General features: G+C 42.9%; 12 protein-coding genes. All 12 read left to right on the top strand.

The features are described 5' to 3' along the window. Window positions 1-16: 16 nt before the first annotated feature. The 12 genes from G4407_RS02430 to G4407_RS17255 all read left to right on the top strand — a co-directional run bounded on the left by G4407_RS02430 (window position 17) and on the right by G4407_RS17255 (window position 25354). Window positions 17-481 (top strand): PrgI family protein, encoded by a 465-nt coding sequence (locus G4407_RS02430; RefSeq protein WP_012744297.1) that lies wholly within the window; start codon window positions 17-19, stop codon window positions 479-481. Then, on the top strand, window positions 363-2819 hold the full coding sequence (locus G4407_RS02425) for a VirB4-like conjugal transfer ATPase, CD1110 family (RefSeq protein ID WP_027090295.1): 2457 nt from the start codon (window positions 363-365) through the stop codon (window positions 2817-2819). The genes G4407_RS02430 and G4407_RS02425 overlap by 119 nt, the downstream gene beginning before the upstream one ends. Before the next feature lie 18 nt (window positions 2820-2837). Next, window positions 2838-2948, top strand: a complete 111-nt coding sequence (locus tag G4407_RS02420; RefSeq protein ID WP_118342920.1) for a DUF3789 domain-containing protein — start codon at window positions 2838-2840, stop codon at window positions 2946-2948. An 18-nt stretch (window positions 2949-2966) separates the two neighbouring features. Next, the gene (locus G4407_RS02415) at window positions 2967-5768 is read left to right on the top strand and encodes a CD1108 family mobile element protein (RefSeq protein WP_044905510.1); all 2802 of its coding nucleotides are present in this window, start codon (window positions 2967-2969) and stop codon (window positions 5766-5768) included. Beyond that, window positions 5749-6111 (top strand): DUF4315 family protein, encoded by a 363-nt coding sequence (locus G4407_RS02410; protein WP_243143786.1) that lies wholly within the window; start codon window positions 5749-5751, stop codon window positions 6109-6111. The genes G4407_RS02415 and G4407_RS02410 overlap by 20 nt, the downstream gene beginning before the upstream one ends. Further along, on the top strand, window positions 6065-7495 hold the full coding sequence (locus G4407_RS02405) for a CD1107 family mobile element protein (RefSeq protein WP_330521761.1): 1431 nt from the start codon (window positions 6065-6067) through the stop codon (window positions 7493-7495). The genes G4407_RS02410 and G4407_RS02405 overlap by 47 nt, the downstream gene beginning before the upstream one ends. Further along, the gene (locus G4407_RS02400) at window positions 7496-9568 is read left to right on the top strand and encodes a DNA topoisomerase 3 (protein ID WP_012744292.1); all 2073 of its coding nucleotides are present in this window, start codon (window positions 7496-7498) and stop codon (window positions 9566-9568) included. A gap of 68 nt (window positions 9569-9636) precedes the next feature. Then, the gene (locus G4407_RS02395) at window positions 9637-15966 is read left to right on the top strand and encodes a SpaA isopeptide-forming pilin-related protein (RefSeq protein WP_118569184.1); all 6330 of its coding nucleotides are present in this window, start codon (window positions 9637-9639) and stop codon (window positions 15964-15966) included. Between the two features lie 81 nt (window positions 15967-16047). Further along, on the top strand, window positions 16048-16188 hold the full coding sequence (locus tag G4407_RS02390; protein ID WP_005344203.1) for a hypothetical protein: 141 nt from the start codon (window positions 16048-16050) through the stop codon (window positions 16186-16188). 6 nt (window positions 16189-16194) lie between these two features. Continuing rightward, complete coding sequence (locus tag G4407_RS02385; RefSeq protein ID WP_118342922.1) at window positions 16195-17283, top strand: DUF5688 family protein; 1089 nt, start codon at window positions 16195-16197, stop codon at window positions 17281-17283. Window positions 17284-17359: 76 nt separating this feature from the next. Then, a complete protein-coding gene (locus tag G4407_RS02380) occupies window positions 17360-17668 on the top strand; it encodes a hypothetical protein (RefSeq protein ID WP_023922639.1) in 309 nt (102 codons plus the stop codon). 3 nt (window positions 17669-17671) lie between these two features. Then, on the top strand, window positions 17672-25354 hold the full coding sequence (locus G4407_RS17255; protein WP_173687618.1) for a DEAD/DEAH box helicase family protein: 7683 nt from the start codon (window positions 17672-17674) through the stop codon (window positions 25352-25354). Window positions 25355-25402: the final 48 nt, after the last annotated feature.

Here is a 25402-nt window from a genome sequence, read left to right as displayed (position 1 = left end):
GAAAGGAGCGCATACCATGGCGTATGTACCAGTACCAAAAGACCTTACCAAGGTCAAAACAAAAGTAGCGTTAAATCTGACAAAGCGGCAGTTGATTTTCTTTTCACTTGCCGCAGTTGTGGGAATTCCGTTTTATCTGTTCATGAGAAAACCAATCGGTTCCAGTATCGCTGCCATTCTGATGGTAACGATCATGCTTCCGTTTTTCTTCATGGCGATGTATGAAAAAGACGGGCTTCCCTTTGAAAAAGTGGTGGCAAATATCATTCGACAGAAGTTTATATGTCCAGCGGTAAGACCATATAAGACAGAAAATTTTTATCAGGAGATTTCCACCCTTGTAAAAAAGGAGGGTGTGCCGGATGGCAAAAAAGACAAAGCAGGAGGCTCAGCAGGAGCGTCTGTCCCTGGCGGAAAAAAGAAACCGTCAGGAAAGAAGAAACAAAAAAAGCAGAAAAGAAAGAGAACAGGAAAAGCGTAGGAAGAAGCAGGAACGGGATCGTAGGAAACAGAAAAACATTCCTACAACTGCACAGCAGAGTATTCCGTATATTCGGATGCTGCAGGATGGTATCTGCCAGGTGACAAAGACCTTTTTCTCTAAGACAATTCAGTTTTATGACATCAATTATCAGCTGGCTTTAAATGAGGATAAGACCACGATATTTGAGAATTACTGTGATTTTTTAAATTACTTTGATTCTTCCATCAGTGTGCAGCTGTCCTTTATCAATCAGCAGGTGGATGTGGCTGAATTTGAGAAAAGTATTGATATTCCGGATCAGAACGATGACTTCAATGCCATTCGTGAGGAGTACCGGACCATGTTAAAAAATCAGCTTTCCAAGGGAAACAATGGTCTGGTGAAAACCAAGTATATCACTTTTGGAATCGAAGCAGAAAGCCTGAAGGTGGCAAGACCAAGGCTTGAAAGGATTGAAGCCGATATCCTGAACAACTTTAAAGTTCTGGGAGCACAGGCACATTCCTTAAATGGTCTGGAGCGACTGGAGATTCTGTATCATGTGTTCAACCAGGATCGGATTGAACCATTTAAGTTCCAGTACAAGATGCTGCCGGAAACAGGATTAAAGACCAAAGACTTTATTGCACCAACTTCCTTTAACTTTTCCAAGAATCAGACATTTCTGATGGGAAAGACCATGGGAAGCGTGAGTTATCTGCAGATCCTGGCACCGGAGCTTACAGACCGGATGCTTGCAGATTTCCTGGATGTGGATGACAGCATCAATGTCAATATTCATATCCAGTCCATTGACCAGAGTTCTGCGATCAAGATGATCAAGAGCAAGATTTCAGATTTGGATAAGATGAAGATTGAAGAGCAGAAGCGGGCGGTACGTTCCGGGTATGACATGGATGTGCTTCCATCGGATCTTGTGACCTACGGGGAAGAAGCAAAGAATCTGCTGGAAGATTTACAGTCCAGAAATGAGCGTATGTTTCTTGTGACAGTGTTGGTGATGAATACCGCAAAGAAGCGTCAGAAGCTGGATAACAATATCTTCCAGGTACAGGGTATCGCACAAAAATACAACTGTTCCTTAAAACAGCTGGACTATCAGCAGGAAGCAGCATTGATGTCCTGTATTCCACTGGGAGTCAATCGAATTGAGATTCAGAGAGGGCTTACCACATCGGCAACAGCGATCTTTGTGCCATTTACGACACAGGAACTGTTCCAGGAAGGGGAAGCTCTTTATTATGGATTGAATGCATTATCCAACAACATGATTATGGTTGACCGGAAGCGTCTGAAGAACCCGAATGGACTGATTCTTGGTACACCTGGTTCCGGTAAATCCTTCTCAGCAAAAAGAGAAATTACGAACTGTTTCCTGATTACGGAGGACGATATTATTATTTGTGATCCAGAAGCCGAGTATTATCCACTGGTGCAGGCACTGCACGGACAGGTCATCCGGATTTCACCGGTATCAGACCAGTATATCAATCCGATGGATCTGAACCTGAATTATTCAGAGGAAGATAATCCGCTGTCCTTAAAGGCAGATTTTATTCTGTCCCTGTGTGAACTGATTGTCGGTGGAAAGAATGGACTGGAACCGGTAGAAAAGACGATCATTGACCGTTGTGTGCGGCTGGTCTATCAGGAATATCTCGCTGATCCGGTGCCAGAGAAGATGCCGATACTGGAGGATTTATATAATCTGTTGCGGAAACAGGAAGAGCCGGAAGCACAGCGTCTGGCAACTTCATTGGAGATTTACGTTACAGGTTCCCTAAATGTATTTAATCATCGCACAAATGTGGACATCAACAACCGTATCGTATGTTTTGATATCAAGGAGCTTGGAAAACAGCTGAAGAAGATCGGGATGCTGATTGTGCAGGACCAGGTATGGAACCGAGTGACGATCAACCGTTCCGCTCATAAATCCACCCGTTACTATGTGGATGAATTCCATCTTCTCTTAAAAGAAGAACAGACAGCAGCCTACAGCGTGGAAATCTGGAAGCGATTCCGTAAATGGGGCGGTATTCCGACAGGAATTACCCAGAACATTAAGGATCTTTTAGCTTCCAGGGAAATCGAGAATATTTTTGAAAACTCTGATTTTATCTATATGCTCAACCAGGCATCCGGTGACAGGCAGATTCTGGCTAAACAGTTGAATATTTCACCAACCCAGCTGTCTTATGTAACCAACAGTAATGAGGGTGAAGGACTTCTGTTCTATGGAAATGTGATTATTCCGTTTGTAGACAGATTCCCGAAGAATTCCCTTTATAAGATTATGACAACCCGCCCGGAGGAAACAGCCGAAGCAGGGTAATACAGGAGGAGTAAAACAATGTTACAGGTAATTTCATATGGATTGACATTTTGTGGCGGTGCTGTATTTGGCATCGCTATTCTCTGTTTATTACAGGCAGGGAAAGGGTATCCGAAGAAGGAGGAGTAATCAGTGGCAGAACAGAGAATGAAAGTCAGGGATAAGAAAGTCCAGAAAATGACCAAGGATGGTCTGGTGGAAGAAAACCTGACGGATAAATCTTCTGTTCGTGTCAGTAACCGTGCCAGTGATGTGCAGATGGGAGGAAAACAGGGGGAAAAAGAAGTAAGCCTTGTGGATAAGTCTTCCCGCCAGTCTGAACGGAGTGGGAAAAATATTCGTCCCTCTGTGCAAAAATCCAGAGATGCACCGGAACTGATACGGGCAGAGAAGCAAAGTGAGGATCTTGGACAGAGTAGAAAACAGCAAAATAGAAAAAGAATCCGTGCTGAAGTCGGAAAAGAATCCAGACTTGCAGAAAAATCCGAAGCCGGACAGTCAGGGAGACTGAAAGAAAAACGTGCGGATCTATCAGAAAACAGAGGAGACAGCCGGAGAAATCAGACCGGTGGTAGCAAAAAGCCAAAACAAAAACAGCGTTTGAAGTTTGCTTATGAGGAAACTGGTGCTTCTGTGAAAAATGATAAAGATATGGAGAAATTGAACCAGATGGATACGGATGGAGTCAATTTCCGACATCAGAAACAGAAGGAAAAAGCCAAAAAGTTTTCTTATGAGGAAGCAAAAAAGAAGAAGGAAGCAAAGCAGCATTCCAAGAAGGCACAGGTCTATCAGGCAAATGATGGAGAAGCTCCTGGAAAGAAGAAATCCCGCTTGAAGTTTGGCGAAGGGGAATCTGTGAAAACAGAAAAAACTTCTGTTGTCAAGAAAGCAGGAAGTGCAGCTTCCGCAGCATTGCACCGTGAGATCAGCAAAAATGAAGACGATAATGCGGCGGTAGAAGGTGCCCATAAGTTAGAAGAAAGCGGCGAAGGTGTTTACCGGCTGGAACAGAGAAGTGCCAGACGCAGGAAACAGAGGGCATTCAGAAAAAGAAGCAGACTTGAAAGACAGGAAGAGAAACAGACACAGGCGGCAGCCCGTCAGGAACAGAAGAAACTGAAAAAACAGATTCAGAAGCAACAGATCAAACGGGATTATGCCAAAGCGAAGCGAAGTGAACAGACAGTAGGAACAGCTACAAAAGGTACGATTGATTATATCAAGAAGATTGGCGGCAAAGTCACCAACTTTTTTAAAGAAAACCGGAAGGTGTATATCAGTGTAGCAGTTCTGATCGGATTGATGTTTCTGATCATAACGAATGTCACGTCATGCTCTGCAGTGTTTTTACAAAATGTGATCACTTACACCGGAACCAGTTATCTGTCATCGGATCAGGCAATCCGGGAAGCGGAACTGTATTACACACAGCTGGAAGCTAATCTGCAGGAGCGGATCAACAATATGGAATCTGAAGAACCAGGACATGAGGAATACCGATATAACATCGGACCTATTGAGCATGATCCGTTTATCCTGATTAGTTATCTGTCTGCAAAGTATGAAGAATTTACTTTTGAACAGGTCAAGCCGGAGCTGGACGCCTTGTTTGCAGAGCAATATCATTTAACTACTGAAGCAGTCAATGAGACTGTAACGGAGACAGCAACAGTAAGAGTTGGAGAATCTTTGGGACAGGTTGTGACCAGTGGATATTGTAACTGTCCAATCTGTTGTGGTATTTGGAGCGGAGGACCGACTGCCAGTGGAGCATATCCAACTGCCAATCATACCTTAGCGGTAGATGCTTCCAATCCGTTTGTTCCAATGGGAACAAAGGTAGTTATGAATGGTGTCGAATATACCGTAGAAGATACCGGAGCTTTCGCAAGATACGGTGTACAATTTGATGTCTATTATGACAGTCATGCGGCAGCATCTGCACATGGACATCAGACCTGGGAATGTTATCTTGCAGATGATAACGGAAGCAATGAAGTCGAAGTGACCAGAATCAGAGATGTGGACACGCTGAATGTAACATTGACCAGTGGAAACCTGATGTCAATCTGTCAGGACAGGTTGGGATTTTTCCAGAAAGAACTGTTCAGTGCCTACAACGATACCAAAGGCAACCTGCAGATGTTTGCAACACCGGTTGATTTTAACTGGTATTCCAGTGTGACCAGCTATTATGGATATCGGATTCATCCAATATCAGGAGCAAATCAGTTACACAATGGTATGGATATCGGAGCACCGGAAGGGACAAAAGTAATGGCAGGGCTGACCGGAACGGTTACAACTTCTGCTTATAACGACAGCTATGGCAATTATGTTGTAATCAAGGACAGTAAAGGCTATGAACTGCGGTATGCACATTTAAGCAGCCGGAGTGTATCTGCAGGTGCATCCGTCACGAAAGGTGATGAGATCGGTCTTGTAGGAAATACCGGAAATTCTACAGGAAGCCATCTTCACATTGAACTTTTGAAAAATGGAGAGCGGTTAAACCCGATCTTTTATCTGGAAACAGGAGAAGGGACAGGCTTTGGTGGTAATGAATATACCAGTGAAGCAGCGCAACGTTTACTGGAAGAGGCTGCAAAATATCTTGGAACACCGTATGTGTGGGGCGGATATTCCCCAAGTGGATTCGATTGTTCCGGATTTGTCAGCTACTGTCTGGTTCATTCCGGGGTAAGAAATACGGGAAGGCTGACTGCACAGGGACTGTACAACATTTGTACGCCAGTATCCCAGTCAGAAGCACAGCCAGGAGATCTGATCTTCTTTACCGGAACCTACGATGCAGGAGAACCAGTAACGCATATTGGAATCTATGTGGGCAATGGTCAGATGATCCATTGTGGGCATCCGGTTCAGTACACGTCCATCAACTCTCCATACTGGCAGAGCCATTTCTATGGATTCGGGCGATGGTAAGGAAAAGGGCGTTATAACAGCCGCCCGGAAAGGAGAAGAGATGAAAAGTCTTGAAAAAGCAACGGCAGATTATGAGAAAGCCAAGGAAAAAATGGAAGCATCTAAAGCCAGATATGAAGCAGATTTAAAGCGGTTCAAGGCTGCGGAGATTGCAAAAACAGAAGCAGAAAATCTGGAAATTGTAAGAATTATCCGTGCAATGGATATGAGTATTCCGGAATTGGAAGCTTTTAAAAAGAAAATGAAAAATGAGTTGCCCGGCAGGGTAGAAATACAGAAGGAGGAAATAAAAGCCGATGATGAATCTGGAAAAAATGAAACAGAAGAAGAGAACAAATACTAAAAACAGGGTAAAAAAGAGTCTGCTTGCAGCAACGACATTTCTTTGCCTGACAACACCTTTGCTCCAGACACAGACTGCTTATGCAGCTGAGAATACCACGCCTGCAATCACGATTGAGAAACCGGATGGCTGGAAACAGGGAGAAACAACCATTGCTGTTACGGTAGATGCCAGCCATATGCCGGAAGGTTTCTCAATAGCAAAGATTGAAGCAAAAGCAGGAAAAGATGGAAGCTGGCAGGATGTAACTGGAAGCGGAAGTATCACGATCACAGGAAATCAGACAGTGTATGTGCGTGTGACAGATGGTGATGGAAAGGTGTATGAGCAGAATCGTTCTATTAAGTGTTATGACACGGAAAAGCCGACACTCTCTGCTTCCCTGACAGATGGTGTGCTGACGATTCAGGGGAATGATACAGTATCCGGGATTACTGCAGTAACAGTTAATGGCACCACTTATACAGATCTGAAGGATGGAATGCTGAGAGTGCAACTGACACAGAAAGATTTTACTACAAAACAGATTGAGATTACGGTAACAGACGGTGCCGGAAATACTTCTGAAAAGTATGTGTTGCAGAATCCTTATTATGAATGGGCAAAGAAGCAGGCAGAGAAACAGAAAACCTCCAGTGACAGCAATGGTGCAATGGCAACTACGACCAGTGCAGATGCAACGGGAACTGAAAAAACAACGACTTCTCCGCTTCCGCAGGATGCACAAGCTTCTGAGCCAACAGATGCAAAAGGAACTGTGGATGATCGGACAGTGACAGGTATTGAGGAACAGCTTAATAAAGAAGGCGAGACAGCAGATTCTGTTACTAAAACAGCTACGGAAGGCACAAAAGAGTTTTATACCATTTCAACTAAGAGTGGTAAGATTTTTTATCTGATCATCGACAATTCAAAATCTCAGGATAATGTGTATTTCCTTACAGAAGTCAGCGAGAAAGATCTGATGAACTTCACACTTTCTGATTCCGTGACACTTCCGGAAGTAGATACTGTTTATGCAGAACCAGAGAAACAGGCTGAAGAAGAAAAGCCGGAAACAACTGAGACAGCTGAGAAAGATAAGGTAGAGGATGAAATCCAGATGCCAGAAGATAAAAGTCCATTTGGAACGTATCTTCTGATTGCACTGGTTGCAGTAGGAGCTGCGGCAGGAGGATATTACTTCAAAGTCTATAAACCAAAGCATGAATATGATGACGAGGATGAGATGGAAGAGGATGAAGATGAATCCGAAGATTCAGAATCTGAAAAGCGGGAAGTAGACGATGCAGATGAGCAGGAAGAAAGTATAGAACCAGAAATCCTGAGAGACGAGGATTTTGATGATGCTGTGCTGGAAGATGAAGAAGAGGAGCAGGAGTAAATGAAGTTAGTGATTGCAGAAAAGCCATCGGTTGCGATGGCACTGGCTTCCGTGATTGGAGCCAGAACAAGAAAAGATGGCTACGTGGAAGGAAACGGTTATCTCGTTTCCTGGTGCGTAGGACATCTGGTTGGATTATGTGATGCATCAGAATACGATGAAAAATATAAAAAATGGAGATATGAAGATCTGCCGATTGTGCCGGAATGTTGGAAACACAGGGTATTGGAAGGCACGAAAAAGCAGTTTGGAATCTTGAAAAAACTGATGCGAGATTCCAAAGTAGATGAAGTAATCTGTGCTACAGATGCCGGGCGGGAAGGAGAACTAATCTTCCGTCTGGTGTATGAGCAGGCAGGATGCAAAAAGCCGATGAAGCGGCTCTGGATCTCTTCCATGGAGGAACAGGCAATTAAAGATGGATTTGCGTCATTAAAAGACGGTTCGTGTTATGACAGTCTCTATCAGTCAGCACTTTGCAGGGCAAAGGCAGACTGGCTGGTGGGAATCAATGCGAGCCGTCTTTTTTCCGTTCTGTATAACCAGAATCTGAAAGTTGGAAGAGTACAGACACCAACACTTGCCATGATCGTGGATCGAAATCAGAAGATCAAGGAATTTACCAAAGAAAAATATTATATGGCTCATATCAAGTTTGACGAGATGGATGCGGTCACAGAGCATTTTCAGAAAAAAGAAGATGCAGATAGAGTGGCTGCGGACTGTATGGAGCGTATGTGCGAAGTGGAAAAGGATGATGTGAAAGAAAAAACGGTCCGTCCTCCGAAGCTCTATGATTTGACCACTCTGCAGAGGGAAGCAAACAGAATGTTTGGTTATACCGCACAGCAGACATTGGATGCCGTGCAGGAGATGTATGAGCAGAAGCTGGTCACTTATCCGAGAACAGACAGCCAGTATCTGACAGATGAGATGGGAGAAAGCACTGAAACACTGATTCAGATGTTACTTGGGAAAATGCCTTATGCTGAAGGTCTGGAATATCACCCAGACGTGAGTAAGGTATTAAATTCAAAGAAAGTATCCGATCACCATGCGATTATCCCAACCATGGAAGTAGCCAAAGCAGATATTGGTGAACTGAAAGAACGAAACCGCAAGATTTTGTATCTGATCAGTGCCAGGGTTCTGACAGCAACTGCAGATCCTTATATTTATGAAAGCCATAAATGCCAGATCACCTGCAATTATCATACGTTTTATCTCACAGCAAAGAAAACAAAGCAGGAAGGATTCAAGGCGATCGAAAATAAATTGAAACAGTTCTTTGGCGTAAAGATTGAGAAAGAAGAGCCGGAGCTGGATATCTGGGCAGGCAAGCATTACGGTCCCTGTGATTCTTTGGTATCGGAGCATTTCACACAGCCACCGAAACAGTACACAGAAGATACCCTGCTTTCTGCGATGGAACGTGCAGGGAATGAAGAACTGACCGAAGATACAGAAAAGAAAGGACTTGGTACTCCGGCAACAAGGGCAGCAATCATTGAAAAACTGATTCAGTCTGGTTTTGTGAAAAGGGAAAAGAAAAATCTGGTGCCGACAGATGATGGTAATGTATTGATTACAGTTCTGCCAGATGAGATTAAATCTCCGAAGATGACCGCAGAGTGGGAAATGGCATTGAATCACATTGCCCAGAATACAGAGACAGCAGATGAATTCCTAAATGGGATTACAGAACTGATGCAGGAACTGGTTGCCAGGTATCAGGGAATTTCAGAAGAAAAGAAAAATCAGTTTCAGGGAAAGGCAAAAGGAGAAGTCATTGGCAAATGTCCCCGATGTGGAGCAGATGTCCAGGAAGGGAAAGTAAACTTTTACTGTTCTGACCGGAACTGTACTTTTACCTTATGGAAGAATGATAAATTCCTTGCGAGTCAGGGAAAAAAGATGGATAAGACGGCAGCAAAGAAGTTCCTGTCTAAAGGAAAAATCCATTATAAGGATCTGGTATCAAGAAAAACAGGGAGACAGTACGAAGCAACTGTGGAGATGGTTGATCCCGGAGAGGGAAATGTACAGTTCAATCTGATTTTTCCACAACGATAAGTAGTGTATTGCAGGCAGTCTAAGGACTGTCTGTTTTAATACAAATATATGAAAGAGAGGACCTTAGCATGAAGAAAAAAGGTAATTTTAGAAAAGTAGTATCTGGCTTGCTGGCAGGCATGACAATGCTTAGTACAGTGCTATCTCCGATGACGGCATATGCAGCGGAGATCCAGCCAGAGGAGAAACCTCCACTTTATGAGGAAGTGAAAGACCTTCTGGATGAAGATGAGGTGGTGACTGCCAAAGATTATGAAATCGAAACAGGCAGTGTATTTAATGTGAAATCAGATTATACCGGACTGGAAATCAAGGATGATAACAAGGTTAAAGTCACATTTGAGGAAGCAAAGAATGATAAGAATGAGGATTTTACGACAGATCATGCGGACACTTACAAAGCGGTCTATTATGTGGAACCGGTAAATCAGGAGCATCCGAAGTACCAGATCAGCCGAAAGCTGATTGTGCGTGAGAAAGAAACAGAAGTGCAGACAGAAACTGCAGGGAGTGAAGCAGTAACCGAATCAGAAACAGCTGGCAGTGAACAGCAGACAGAGGAAACGGAGAATTCAGAAGCAGACTCGGAATTGCTTCCAACAGAGGAAGTGACGGAAAGCGAGATAGAAGAATTTGATTCTCAGGCAAGCGAACTATTACCGGATATGGAAGAAGATACTGAAAATACAACGGATTCGGAAACAGGTCTTACAGTATCGGATGCAATGGAGCAGGCGGAAGAGGAAGGAATTGATTTATACGCCATGGAAGCTGGTGAAACAGTCACTTTTATGGCAAAGACAAGTGCAAGAAGTGTACAGAAAGTATCTGTTACAAGAGGAACTCTGTATCGTTATGCGGATTATGGTTATGGTTCTTATCTTACCTATCAGTATACGGTTCAGTTTGGAAATGTATCTGCGACTGCTTACTGTGTACAGCCATCAAAACCGGGACCAGGAACAGGTAATTACACGATTAGTAAAGTCGGAGATGGAAAAACATTAGCTAAGGTATGTTATTACGGAACCAAGGCAGCAGGAGATGAAGGATTCTTTACAGAAGAGAATGGTTATGGAAATCTTAGTGCTGGAGCAAAATTCATTCTTGTTCATCTGGCGGCTTCTTATGCTAATGGAAGTGGCGACGCTTTTTCCGGAGCGAATAGTACAGCCAAGAATTTAGCAATGAAATTGTATAATTATTGTGTTTCACAGCCAGAAATACCGGATGTAGCAATGTCATTTTCTGATGGAGATGTAAAAGCTTATGTGGATGGCAATTCACAGAGAACCAAAGATATTACATTCAAAGCAGATAAGCTACAGACAATTACGATGAAGCTTCCGTCTGGTGTGAAACTTCATAATCTAAGCACAGGCACAACAAGTAAAGCTGGTGCAAGTGTAGAAATTTGCGGAGGAACAAAGTTTTATCTTTCTGCACCACTGACACAGGTGAGTGACGTGGCACAGAGCTGGTCTTCTACAATGAAGGGAAGTATTACAAAAGATTACTCTGCTTATAAAATCACCACCGGATCTGACACGCAGGATCTTGCGTTGGTATTTGGTGAAGGTGTGACAGATGAAAAATATATTGATTTCAAAGTGTCTTGGATTGAACAGGCTACGATCGAAATCGTAAAGAAAGACGATACAGCGGATGTCAATCTTGCAGGTGCAGTATTCGGTGTATACAGCGATGAGGCATGTACAAAGCTGATCACTCAGATGCCGGCAACAGATAAGAATGGAAAATCCTCTGTTACGATCATCAAGACACAGGATACCGTTTATCTGAAAGAGATCACAGCGCCACAGGGATATGTAGTAAATGCAACGGCAACAAATGTGAAACTGGTAGCAAGTAAGACCTCGGCTGTGACCGTGGAAAACAAGGAGCAGCTGGCAGAGCTTACCATTTACAAAGAAGGTCAGGTTCTTATCGGTGCAGAAGTCAGTGAGAGTGGAACCGTATTCCAGTATGAGAACCGCAGACAGAAAAATGCAGTATATAACGTGTATGCCGGAGCGGATATCGTAACTGCTTATGGCACAAAAGTGTACAGCAAAGGTGACTTGGTAAAAGAAAATCTGACAACAGGTGAGAATGGTTCTGTCACACTGAAAAACCTGCATCTTGGAACCTATGTGGTAAAAGAAGCAAAAGCACCGGACAATTTCTATAACGGCAGCGAAGAAAAGCCAGTGACTCTGACCTATGCCGGACAGAATAAAGAAGTTGTATTTGCAGATGTGACTTTTAACAACGAGAGACAGAAAGCAGATGTTTCCGTAGTAAAACAGGATAAAGACACCAAGAAACCACTGAATGGCGGTATTTTTGCTCTGTATGCATCCGATGATATTAGAAATGCAGACGGAACCGTTGTTGTGAAAAAAGGAACACTGATTGAGAAAGCAACTACTGGAGCAGATGGGAATGCAAAATTCACAGCGGATCTTCCGATTGGATATTCCTATTTTGTAAAAGAAGATCAGGCACCGGAAGGCTATGTAAGAAATACAGAAGATGTGTATACGTTCAAGTTTTCTTACACCAATGATAAAGAAGCAACCGTATCTTTTGCCCATACCTTCAGTAATGACCGTGTGACAGCAAAGATCAATTTATTCAAAGTTGATAAAGAAACAGGAAAAGCAGTACCGCAGGGAGATGCCACACTGAAAGGTGCAGTTTATGGTCTGTATGCCCGTGAAGATATTGTGCATCCGGACGGAGCAACCGGAACTATTTATAAAGCAGGAGAACAGATAGCATCTCTTACAACAGATGACAAAGGACAGGCTTCTGTAAATGGCTTGTATCTTGGCAAATATTATATCAAAGAGATTACACCTCCGACCGGATACCTGGCAGATACAGAAGAGCATGATCTTACGTGCAGTTATGAAGGAGATATGACAGCAGAAGTGAAAAGAGAGTGCACTTCCAGTGAGCAGGTCATCAAGCAGCCATTCCAGATTATTAAAGCAGCCAACAATGGAAAGACAGATGCAGATCTGTTATCCGGAGCTGGATTTACAGTTTATCTGAAATCTTCCCTTACAAAGAAAGCAGATGGCAGTTATGATTTTGATTCTGCAAAACCAGTAGTGAGTGGAGAAAAAGGAGCAACTGAGATTTTCACAGATGAAAAAGGGTATGCCTGCAGTATTCCATTACCATTTGGAAGCTATATCGTGCGTGAGACAACAACACCGCACAACTACAAGCCAGTCGATGATTTTGAAGTGAATATCACAGAGCATCATCCAAATGAGCCACAGATCTGGCGAGTGCTTCTGGATGAAGAGTTTAAGGCAAAACTGAAAATCGTGAAAAAAGACGATGAAACAAAGAAATCCGTCCTGATTGCAGGAACAGAATTTAAAGTGTACGACCTGGACAACAAGAAGTATGTGGAACAGGTAACAACTTACCCAGTGACAACAACCCATAAGTCCTATTTTACGGACAGCCAGGGATATCTGATCATGCCGAAGAATCTGAAGATCGGACATTACCGCATTGAGGAAGTCAACGCACCGGAAGGGTACACAATCAACAAGAACTATGTAGAGATTGCGGTGGATGCAAACACAGCATACCAGATGGATTCTGAGAGCGGAGATGCCATTATTACGGTAGATTACGAGAACCATCCGGTAAAAGGAAAGCTGACGATCTATAAAAAAGGTGAAATGCTGACCGGATTCAAAAAGGATTTTGTTTATGAAGAAAGATACCTTAAGGGTGCGGAATTTAATGTCTATGCAGCTGAAAATATCTATACACCGGATTATCAGAAAGATGAAAACGGAAACAGACAGCTGATCTATGCAAAAGATGCACTGGTAACAACGGTAACGACTGGAGAAGACGGAAAAGCAGTTGCAGAGAATCTGCCGCTTGGTTCTTACTATGTGGTAGAAAAGACTGCACCGGAAGGATTCGTACTGAACCATGACAGATCAGAAGTCGCATTTGTCTATGCCAATCAGGATACACCTGTGATCGAACAGGAAGTGACTGTTGGCGATGACCGACAGAAAGTTGCAATCCAGGTAGAAAAACAGGATGCAGAAAATGGTGCAACCGTAGCAGGAGCTGTCTTTGGTATCTATAACAAAGCGGATATCAAGGCAGATGGAAAAGCAATCGTGAAAGCAGACACACTCTTACAGGAAATGACTTCTGATAATGATGGTCTTGCGGCATGTACGCTGGATCTGCCACTTGGACAGTATTATGTGAAGGAGTTAAAGGCACCGGCGGGATTTGTATCCTCTGATGAAGTTCTGAATCTGGATGCTTCTTACCAGGGACAGGATGTGAAGACAGTAAAACTGAAAACTGTGAAAAAGAACCAGCCGACAACAGTAGAAATCACGAAATCTGATGTAACAACAGGTGTGGAGCTGGATGGGGCAAAACTCACCGTTCTTGATAAAGAAGGAAATGTTGTGGATCAGTGGACGTCTGTAAAAGATCAGCCACATGTGATCAAACGCCTGACAGTTGGAGAGGAATACACTCTTCGTGAGGAAATGGCACCTTATGGATATCTGAAAGCAACGGATGTGAAGTTCACTCTGGAAGATACCGCCGAGATTCAGAAAGTAGAGATGAAAGATGAAGTACCGACAGGACTTCTGATCATCAACAAAAATGGAGAGTTTTTGGATAAGGTAACACTTTTGGATCATGTAAAAGGTACCGTGGAGCATCTTTTTGAGTATGTAACCGGAAGCCTTACAGATGTGACGTTCGATGTATTTGCTGCGGAAGATATCAAAGCGGCAGATGGTGTCAGTGAAGATTATTTCAAAGCAGATGAAAAAGTGGGAACCATTACTACAGATTCCAATGGTATTGCACAGATGGGAGATCTCCCGGCTGGAAAATACTATGTGAAGGAAGTAAAAACAGCCCATGGTTATGTGCTGGACAAAGAGCCGAGATATGTTGATCTTTCTTACCGTGATCAGGACACACCAGTCATCACTTATGATGAGAAATGGCAGAATGCCCGTCAGAAAGTAAAGATTACGGTTCTGAAGAAAGAAAAGGATACAGAACGTGTCCTTGCAGGTGGTGTCTTCGGTCTTTATACCAGTGAAAATATCAAAAATGCAAAGGGCGAGGTACTTCTTGAGAAAGACAGTCTGATTGAGCAGCGGGTAACGGATGAAAAAGGACAGATCACTTTTACGGCAGATCTTCCGGTAGACGGAAAATACTATGTGAAAGAGATCTTTGCACCGGACGGATTTGTTACAACAGATGAAGTACAGGAATTTACCTTTGAATATGCTGGAGAAGACCAGGCAGAAGTAAGCTACGACTTTACTTTTGAAAATCAGCCAACCACAGTAGAGCTGACCAAAACAGACCTGACAACAGGCAAAGAACTTCCAGGTGCACACCTGAAAGTAACGGATTCAGATGGCAATACAGTAGATGAATGGACTTCTACGGAAGAATCCCATGTGATCAAAGAACTGGTTGTTGGTAAGGAATACACCATGACAGAGACAAAACCGGCAGATGGATATGTCACTGCAGAAAGTATTACTTTCACAGTAGAGAATACAGCAGAGGTTCAGAAGCATGAGATGAAAGATGATGTGACAAAAGTGCAGATCAGTAAGACGGATATCACAGGAGAAACTGAGATTCCGGGTGCGAAACTGACAATTCTCGATAAGGATGATCAGGTAGTAGAGAGCTGGATTTCCACAGAGGAAGCACACTATATTGAAAAACTGCCAATCGGTAAATACACCTTACGTGAAGAGCAGGCACCGAAAGGATATCTTCTGACAGCCGATGTGACATTTGAGGTGAAAGATACCGGAGAAATCCAGAAAGTGGCTATGAAAGATGATACTGCCAAGGGAAAAGTGATTCTCAATAAGACAGATAAATCGTCAGGAGAACCACTGAAAGGGGTAGAATTTGAACTCCGTGACAGCAAAGGAAAAGTTCTGGAAACTTTAAAGACAGATGCTGCCGGTCATGCAGAAAGTAAGCTGTATGAGATTGCCACATTTAAGAACGGCAAATATGATACAGCGATCAAGTATTATCTGGTGGAAACAAAGACACTGGATGGATACACACTGGATCAAACCAAGCATGAAGTGACATTTGCTTATGCAGATGACAGTACACCGGTTGTAGAAGTTACCTTTAATCTGACAAATGAGAAGCCGGAAGTTCCAGAAACACCGAACACACCGGATACACCACAGTCCCATGAAGAGACGAAGGTATCAAACGCACCAAAAACAGGTGACAGCACAAATATCTGGCTGCCGATCCTGCTTCTGATAATCTCCACAGGAGGTATGGCAGGACTTTATATCAGCAGAAAAAGGAAAAACAAATAAGGAAACCAACGGTTATGATTGGGAGCTTCTATGTGAGGCTCCCTTTTTCATACACAAAATCACAGAAAGGAACAGAAAACTATGATGAAAGCAATGGAAAAAAGACAGGAAGCACGAAAAAACCAGGAGAAAACTTTAAAGAGAATGATGGCTTATCAGAAGAAAGCTGAGCAGATGGTCAGCAGAAAAAGAATGAACCATCACATGATCAGAAAGGGGTAAAAGCGTATGATGAACAGAAAAGAATTTTATGAATATGTCAAAGACAATGTAAAGGAGTATCTGCCAGAGTCTTACAGGGACGCAGAAATTAAACTTCAGGAAGTAGAAAAAAACAACGGTTTGAAGCTGACAGGTATTACGATTCCAAACGGAGATCAGAGAATCGTACCGACGGTCTATCTGGATTCCCTCTACCAGGAATATATCAATGGGAAAGATGTAGATTCTTGTGTTGGGGATGTAGCTGATATGCGTATTGAAGCACAGGGTAAAGCAGAATTTTTTGATATGGGAGTTCCGGATATTCTTGATTATGAAAAGATGAAGGACAAATTACAGATGAGAATTTGTGACAAAGAATGGAATACCGATCGTTTGGCAGACAAAGTAGTCACAGAACACGGAGATTTTGCAGCTTATTATGCAGTAAATCTGGAGGAAAATGGAGAGGGAATCAGCAGTATTCCAGTAACTGTTTCTCTGATGAACGAATGGGGAGTATCTGTCGAACAGATTCAGGCAGATGCGATGATGGCAGATAAGAACAGAGGCGTGCAACTGGTGGATATGACACAGATTATCGAATCTATGATTTTTGGAGGAACACCGAAGAATCTTTTGAATGAAAAACTGGATATGGAAACTGTGGAGAATCCAATGTTCTGCCTTACCAATGAATCTAAGATGAATGGAGCTTCCCTGTTACTGCAGGAAGATATTCGAAAACAGATTGGGGAATGCCTGGGAAGTGATTACTTTGTCATCCCATCTTCCGTTCATGAAGTGCTGATTCTCCCGGATAACGGTATTTTACAGGTTCCAGAATTAAATGCGATGGTACAGGAAGTCAATGAGACACAAGTGGAAAGACAGGAACAGCTTTCTGATAAGGTTCAGTTCTGTGACAAAAAGACCGCAGTATTGGAAAATGCTGAGCGCAGGGAAGCACGTCTGGAGAAAGAAAAAGTAGCCGAAAAAGCGGAAGTAAAAGGTGGAATCCATGGAAGATTGGAGAAAGCTAAGGCAGAAATCAAGGCAAAAGGGACGGATACAATCCCAAAGAGTAAGGCGAGAGATCTTGCTACAGCATTATAAAGTGAAAAGAAAACGATGGCTTATGGGGACTGTGCAGAGCAGTCCCCAATTTTTTGAAGTTGGAGGAGAAAAGAATATGGATTGGTGTTTATATGGTGAAGACAAAAGGAGGGAAATTGATAGAGATTTAAAACCGGAATATCTTTTGGATGATTTACGGAGATATCAGGATGTATTTGGCGAAGAGTTTGGTGTGAAAGAACTTCTTATGCTGGAGGATATCAGGGTAAAGGCTATGATTGCCGGAGCACTTGCAGATATGCCGGAATTTCTTGTTGATCAGATTGGAAAAGCAAATAATAGCAGTAGCTTTCCTTCCGTGACAAGGGCAATGGAACGGATTGCCGATGTTGTAGAAGAAAAGTGGGAAGAAGAAAGGGAGTAACAGATGGCAAATAAATTATATGCAATGGAGCAGCTGACGGAGGAAGTGGCAAAGGACGTTTCCGCTAATCCGCAGGAGTGGATACGTTTTCTAAATACTGCATCCAGGCTGTACCGGTACACTTTTCCGGAACAGCTCTTGATCTATGCACAGCGTCCGGGAGCAACAGCGGTGGCTTCCATGGAAATCTGGAACCAGAAGATGTACCGATGGATTAAAAAGGGTTCCAAAGGAATTGCCCTGATAGATAACACATCCGGACCAAAAACGAAGTTACGATATGTTTTTGATGTGCAGGATACTTATAAGGTAAAAAATCTTGGCAGAGATCCACAGTTATGGAACCTTAATCCGGAAGGAGAACAACTGGTGGCAGATTATCTGCAGGAACAGCTTGCACTGGAAACAACAGAGGGAGGCTTGCCAGAGGTTCTTCACCAGGCGGCAGAAGAAAGTGTGCAGGCCTGGCTACCGGATGCTTTCGATGAATTGCAAATGGATGTATCAGGTACTTTTCTGGAAGATTTGGACGAGCAGAATCAGAAAGTGGAGTTCCGGGAATTGATGACAAACAGTGTCTGGTATGTATTACTGAACCGATGTGGACTGGATGTACAGGAATATCTGGATGCAGAGGATTTTCGGCATATTACGGATTTTAACCAGTTAAAGGTTATGGGACATCTTGGAAGTTCTGTGAATGAGATCAGCAGACCGGTATTGATGCAGATTGGACGATATGTATTGGATGATCTGGAAAAAGATCTGAAAACGGTTGCAAAAGAAAAGAAAGTAGCTTATAATAAATTTAACACGTTAATTCGTGAAAGTGAAACAAAGAACACAGAAGATAGAGAAAAAAATAAGGAGGAAACAGAGCATGAGAGAGATCACTTACAGCCAGAACGGAGAGTATCAGATTCCAGATATCAGCCTGGAAGAGACAAGAGGAACAATCGGGAAGTACGGAATGATGAGGAAAGAGTATCTGAGAAATTACAAGGTAGCCAGGTTCAACATTCTGACACTGCAGAACCGTCTGGACAGTCATCTGATGGAGATCGACAGTCAGGCAAGACAGAGAGTAGACAACCTGATGAACGAACTTCTAGAGAAAGATCCGGCACCAGACAAGATGGCAGACACAATGGCATGGACCAGACACATGAACCAGATCAAAGCACAGGCAGAGGAACTGGTGATCCAGGAGATTATTTACAGTTAAGCCTGTTCCCAACAGAAGAGGAACAGTTTGGAGAAATAAGGAAAGCGGCAGCTGCATTAGAACAGCCGGCCGCTTTTCTTATTTCCGATGAAGTAGTCGATCATATCCTTCGCACAGGTAGTGGGCAGAAAAATACACTGTTTCATATTACTGCAAGATTGATTGAAGGTCTGGACAATGAAGAAATGCAAAGCTTCCTGAAAGATGAATATGGCACCGGAGGAAAAGGATTTACCATAGATAATCAGAAAATCAGTATCTGGTACGACAACGATGGTATCCGTATCCGGCGAGGTGACTCTGCAAGAAGAAACTTTGACCGTATCGTTACGTGGGAAGAAGCTGCTGACAGGATCCGGGATATGTATGAGGAGGGAAATTACGTTGATAATCTTATCTCCAATAATGCTATCGAGCAGGAACAGAAAGAAATGACAGATCTTCTGGCACTTCATTTCCGAGATACAAATAGAAATACGGAAGAATACCGGTCTTATACGGATTGGCAGGATACCATTCGGAACGCTTGGACAGATCCAGAAGGAAAAAAAGAAATCTATCAGCAGTTTGAATGGTTACAAGCGGATATGAATGAAAATCCGAGTAATTATCATCGTTGGGAAATTCAGCACAATCCAGTATATTCTCAGCGTTTTCGTGACCTTCAGAGAGATTTCTCCTGGGTGGATCAACAATTTAAAGTAGAACGTCTAGGGCTTTCCTTTATCACACAGGATGAAATTGATGCAGTGTTAAGAAGAGGTGGCATTACTGCCGGAGGACGTAACCGGATTTACGAATATTTCATGGAACATTATGATATGAAAGATGCAGCTGAGTTCCTGAAAAATGAATATGGAACAGGTGGTTCTTCACCCGGAATACCAGGAGCAGGTGCTTCCGACGCATCACATGATGCAAAAGGATTAAAACTTGCAAAAGGAAAAATTGGCAATCCAGAAGTAGAAGTTCTATTAAAGTGGAATAAGGTTGCAGAACGTGTCCGCCAGTTAATCCGCACAGATGATTATTTGTCATCGGAGGAAATGGAAAAGTACGAAGAGCGACAGGAAGCACAAAAACTGGCAGACTTGGAAGAAGCACAGCAGATGTTAGGAGAACAACAGGAGCAGGATACTTTAACCGCTGAAGATATAACTGATTTGCAATTAGTTGATTCAGAATATATGTCTGGTACCAGAACAACAATTCATGATTTTGATTGCAAAGTTAAGGGAGAAGAGAATCAACTTCAATACACATTAGAATATCATGATGATGGAGAAGGTTTCACGATTCATACGGAAAAAGATGATATTTGGAATCGAATGTCAACACAAGAATTGGAACGTCTGGATGTAAAACTTGGACAAGAAGTACTTTATTATCATTATCACAACAAAACAGTAAATGCGGATACCCTAGATAAATTACGGGAAATCAGGGAAGAAATAATGGAGGAAGAGTCCTCGTATTTCACTGCTATTTCTAATCGTGTGTGGACAGATTATGATAAAAAAGAAAAAGAATTATCTGGAGAAGTTGAGGTATCGGAAGAAAAAGAATCTTTGGAAGAGATTAACGGAATATCAGAACCGATTCCAGCAACGAACTTCCGCATCACAGATGATGAGCTTGGGCAGGGGACAGCAAAAGAAAAGTTCCGTGCCAATATCATGGCTATCCAGCTGTTAAAGAAATGTGAGGATGAGAACCGTAATGCGACACCAGAGGAACAGGAAATCTTATCCCGATACGTTGGCTGGGGAGGTCTTGCAGATGCATTTGATGAAACAAAAGCTGCATGGGAGACAGAATATCTGGAATTAAAGACGGTTCTTACACCAGAGGAATATGCGGCAGCCAGAGCTTCCACCTTAAATGCTCATTATACACAGCCGATTGTGATTGACAGTATGTATCAGGTGTTGGAGAATCTGGGATTTACAAAGGGAAATATCCTGGAGCCATCTATGGGAGTCGGGAACTTTTTTGGAATGCTTCCGGAGAATCTAAACCAGTCCAAACTTTATGGTGTGGAATTGGACAGAATCAGCGGCAGAATTGCAAAGCTGCTCTATCCTGATGCCAATATTCAGATCAAAGGTTTTGAGAAGACAGATTATCCCAATGATTTCTTTGACGTGACAATCGGAAATGTGCCATTTGGTGCATACAAGGTCAATGACCGTCAGTATGATCGCTTCAATTTCATGATTCATGATTACTTTCTTGCCAAAACGATAGATCAGTTACGTCCAGGTGGTGTGGCTGCTCTGATCACAACAAAGGGAACTATGGACAAGGCATCACCAGAAGTTCGAAAATATCTGGCAGAGAGGGCAGATCTGTTGGGAGCAATCCGACTGCCCAACACAGCTTTTAAGGCAAATGCAGGAACAGAAGTCAGTGCTGATATTTTGTTTTTCCAGAAGCGTGACAGCATGACAAAAGAGATGCCGGAGTGGGTGAATCTTGGAAGTGATACCAATGGAATTACAGTCAACCAGTATTTTGCAGACCATCCTGAAATGATTCTGGGTGAGATGAAAGAAGTATCGGGTCCATATGGTATGGAAACAACCTGTATGCCGATAGAAGGTGCTGACCTTGAACTCCAGCTTGCAGAAGCGGTCAAGAACATTCATGGAAGCATGGTATCGGCAGTAGATGTGGAAACAGAACTGGATGAGATGCCAGAGAGTATTCCGGCAGATCCGAATGTCAGAAATTACAGCTATACGGTGGTAGATGATCAGGTATATTACCGTGTCAACTCTTTGATGAATCAGGTGAAAATGCCTGCCGCCACTGCAGAACGTGTGAAAGGCATGGTTGCAATCCGTGATACTGTTCGTGAATTGATCGCCATGCAGATGGAGGAATTTGTAGCAGACGAAGAAATCCAGAAACAGCAGGAGAAACTGAATCAGGTATATGATACCTACACAGCAAAGTATGGAGTCATTGGAAGTAATGCTAACAAACGTGCATTTTCTGATGACTCTTCTTATTGTCTGCTGTGTTCACTGGAAGACTTGAATGAAGATGGAACGCTGAAACGAAAAGCGGACATGTTTACTAAGCGAACCATTAAAAAGGCGGTCGCTGTGACAAGCGTTGAGACAGCCACAGAAGCACTTGCATTGTCTCTTAACGAAAGGGCAAAGGTAGACCTTCCTTATATGGCAAAGCTGACTGGAAAGACCGAAGAGAAAATCACAGAAGAACTGGTTGGAGTTATCTTTAAGAATCCACTGACAGACCAGTGGGAAAGCGGAGATGAATATCTGTCCGGAAATGTCAGGGATAAATTAAATACTGCGAGAACCTTTGCAGAGAATCGTCCGGAATTTACACCGAATGTCCGTGCATTAGAGGCAGTTCAGCCGAGAAATCTGGAAGCGTCTGAGATTGAGGTGCGTGTTGGAGCTACATGGATTGAGCCTTCGGATTATCAGGCTTTTATGGTGGAACTGCTTCATACCCCGTGGTATCTTGCACAGAAGGAAATACAGGTAAAATACTCTGAGGTCAATGGTGAATGGCGTATTACTGGAAAAAATGCAGATAGTCCAAGGAATGCGTTTGCCTATGCAACGTATGGAACTGAGAGAGCAAATGCCTATAAGATTCTGGAAGATACCCTGAACCTGAAAGATGTCCGCATTTATGATAAGAGTGTCAATGAGAATGGTGATGAAATCCGTGTCCTCAATAAGAAAGAAACCATGCTGGCATCACAGAAGCAGGATGCCATGAAAGTAGCATTTAAGGATTGGATTTTTAAAGATCAGCAGAGGCGTGAAAGACTGGTAAAAGTTTACAATGAACGATTTAACAGTATCCGTCCCCGTGAATATGATGGCAGTCATTTGACTTTCCCAGGAATGAATCCGGAAATAGAGCTTCGCCCGCATCAGAAAAATGCTGTTGCACATCAGCTTTACGGAGAGAATGTGCTTCTGGCTCATGTAGTAGGAGCTGGGAAGACTTACGAGATGGTAGCGGCTGCAATGGAGAGCAAACGTCTGGGATTATCACAGAAGAATTTATTTGTCGTGCCGAATCATCTGACAGAGCAGTGGGGAGCAGAATTCCTGCAGTTATATCCGGGAGCCAATATCCTGGTAGCAACCAAGAAAGATTTTGAACCGGCGAACCGGAAAAAGTTCTGTGCCAGAATCGCTATGGGAAATTACGATGCTATTATTATTGGTCATTCCCAGTTTGAGCGTATACCAATCTCTGATGAGAGGCAGGAAGCTATGCTGCGGAAGCAGATTGATGATCTGGAAATGGCGATTCAGAGTGCAAGGTATGAACAGGATGGCGGACGTTATACCGTCAAACAGATTGAAAAAACCAGAAAGACACTGCAGACAAGGCTGGAAAAGCTGAATCAGAAAGAAAAAAAAGATCAGGTAGTTACGTTTGAAGAACTGGGAGTAGATCACTTGTATGTAGATGAAGCACACAGCTATAAAAATGCGTTTCTCTATACAAAAATGAGGAATGTAGCCGGGATTGCACAGAACGAAGCACAGAAGTCGGCAGATATGTTCAATAAATGTCAGTATCTGGATGAGATTACTGGAGGAAAAGGCATTACTTTTGCCACGGGCACACCAATCAGCAATAGTATGACGGAATTATATGTTATGCAGCGATATCTGCAGAACAGTAAATTACAAAATATGGGACTTGGACTGTTTGATTCCTGGGCTTCCACTTTTGGAGAAGTTGTCACGAGCATCGAACTTGCTCCCGAAGGAACAGGATATCGTGCAAAGTCCAGATTTGCACGGTTTTATAATATCCCGGAACTGATGAATATGTTCAAGGAGATTGCAGATATCAAGACTTCCGATCAGTTAAAGCTTCCTGTGCCGGAAGCAGAATATGAAACAGTGGTGCTGAAACCAACGGAACAGCAGAAAGAAATCGTAGAAAGCCTTGGAGAACGTGCGGAAGTTGTCAGAAATGGCGGAGTAGATGCCGCGGTTGATAATATGCTGAAAATCACCAATGATGGAAGAAAGTTAGCATTGGATCAGCGTTTAGTGAACGAATTATTGCCAGACAATCCGGAAAGCAAGATATCAGTCTGTGCAGAGAAAAGCTATGAAATCTGGAAAGACACAGCAGCACAGAAATCAGCACAATTGATTTTCTGTGATTTGAGTACACCGAAAGGCGATGGCAGTTTTAATGTCTACGACGACCTGAAACGGAAACTGATGGAAAAAGGAGTGCCGGAAAAAGAGATTGCTTTTATTCATGATGCAAATACAGAAGCAAAGAAGACGGAGCTGTTTGGAAAAGTGAAATCCGGACAGGTTCGTTTTTTGATTGGTTCTACAGCAAAGATGGGTGCAGGAACCAATGTGCAGGATCGTCTGATTGCGTTGCATCATCTGGATATTGGCTGGAAACCATCTGACTTGGAACAGAGGGAAGGACGTATTATCCGTCAGGGAAACCATAATAAAAAGGTTCATATCTTCCGGTATGTAACTGAATCCACATTTGACAGCTACATGTGGCAGTTGATTGAGAACAAGCAGAAATTCATTTCTCAGATTATGACCAGCAAAGCACCTGTGCGAAGCTGTGAAGATGTAGACGAAGCGGCACTTTCCTATGCAGAGGTCAAAGCTCTTGCAACCGGAAATCCGGCAGTAAAAGAGAAGATGGCATTGGATGTTGATGTGGCAAAATTAAAACTTTTAAAAGCCAACCACATGAATAACCAGTATCGACTGGAAGATGATATTGCAAGGAATTTTCCACAACAGATTGCAAAACTGACAGAGATCATTGACAGCTACAAGGCAGACATCGCTCATTTTTCTGAGTACAAAATCACAGATCCAGAGCAGTTTTCTATGGAAATCAGTGGCAAAGTGTTCACAGAAAAGAAAGAGGCAGGAGCGGCTCTTCTGGCGGTCTGCAAAGAAATTAAGTCTGTGGATGCAGCTATGGATATTGGAAGCTATCAGGGATTTAACATGAGAATCCAATTCGACAGTTGGAGCAAAGAGTTTATCCTGTCTGTAAAGCATGAATCGGTAGCTAAAGTTCGATTGGGAGCCGATGCTCTAGGAAATATCACTCGTATCAATAATCTTTTAGAAAGTTATCCGGAGAAACTGGCAGAAGCAGAACAACGGCTGGAAACGGTACAGGAGCAGATGACAAACGCCAAAGAGGAAGTCGGGAAGCCATTTCCAAAAGAAGAGGAACTGAACCAAAAACTGGAGCGACTGTCAGAGTTAAATGCACTTCTCAATATGGATGAACGGGAAGATACAGAAACAGAGCAGTCGGAATCAAAAGAGAAAGAAGAAAGACCGGCACGAGGTTCTATCCATGAGAAACTGCAGATTTATAAGGAAAAGAGTCAGCGGGAAAGTGAAACTGGCAAGGAAACCAGAAAACGGGACTTCGGTCTGGAATAAAGAGGAAAGATGGCATAATTTGGTAGAAGAAGGTTCTGTCGGTTATGC

This window comes from Allocoprococcus comes (assembly GCF_013300725.1).
GTDB lineage: Bacteria > Bacillota > Clostridia > Lachnospirales > Lachnospiraceae > Allocoprococcus > Allocoprococcus comes_A.
The sequence above is the reverse complement of the archived record's forward strand: the minus strand, read 5'-3'. Positions and strand labels throughout refer to the sequence as shown.

Bases quoted from the DNA above. Each gene is read 5' to 3' on its own strand.
- G4407_RS02430 (WP_012744297.1), top strand. From the start codon at position 17: ATGGCGTATGTACCAGTACCAAAAGACCTTACCAAGGTCAAAACAAAA.
- G4407_RS02425 (WP_027090295.1), top strand. From the start codon at position 363: ATGGCAAAAAAGACAAAGCAGGAGGCTCAGCAGGAGCGTCTGTCCCTG.
- G4407_RS02420 (WP_118342920.1), top strand. From the start codon at position 2,838: ATGTTACAGGTAATTTCATATGGATTGACATTTTGTGGCGGTGCTGTA.
- G4407_RS02415 (WP_044905510.1), top strand. From the start codon at position 2,967: ATGAAAGTCAGGGATAAGAAAGTCCAGAAAATGACCAAGGATGGTCTG.
- G4407_RS02410 (WP_243143786.1), top strand. From the start codon at position 5,749: ATGGATTCGGGCGATGGTAAGGAAAAGGGCGTTATAACAGCCGCCCGG.
- G4407_RS02405 (WP_330521761.1), top strand. From the start codon at position 6,065: ATGATGAATCTGGAAAAAATGAAACAGAAGAAGAGAACAAATACTAAA.
- G4407_RS02400 (WP_012744292.1), top strand. From the start codon at position 7,496: ATGAAGTTAGTGATTGCAGAAAAGCCATCGGTTGCGATGGCACTGGCT.
- G4407_RS02395 (WP_118569184.1), top strand. From the start codon at position 9,637: ATGAAGAAAAAAGGTAATTTTAGAAAAGTAGTATCTGGCTTGCTGGCA.
- G4407_RS02390 (WP_005344203.1), top strand. From the start codon at position 16,048: ATGATGAAAGCAATGGAAAAAAGACAGGAAGCACGAAAAAACCAGGAG.
- G4407_RS02385 (WP_118342922.1), top strand. From the start codon at position 16,195: ATGATGAACAGAAAAGAATTTTATGAATATGTCAAAGACAATGTAAAG.
- G4407_RS02380 (WP_023922639.1), top strand. From the start codon at position 17,360: ATGGATTGGTGTTTATATGGTGAAGACAAAAGGAGGGAAATTGATAGA.
- G4407_RS17255 (WP_173687618.1), top strand. From the start codon at position 17,672: ATGGCAAATAAATTATATGCAATGGAGCAGCTGACGGAGGAAGTGGCA.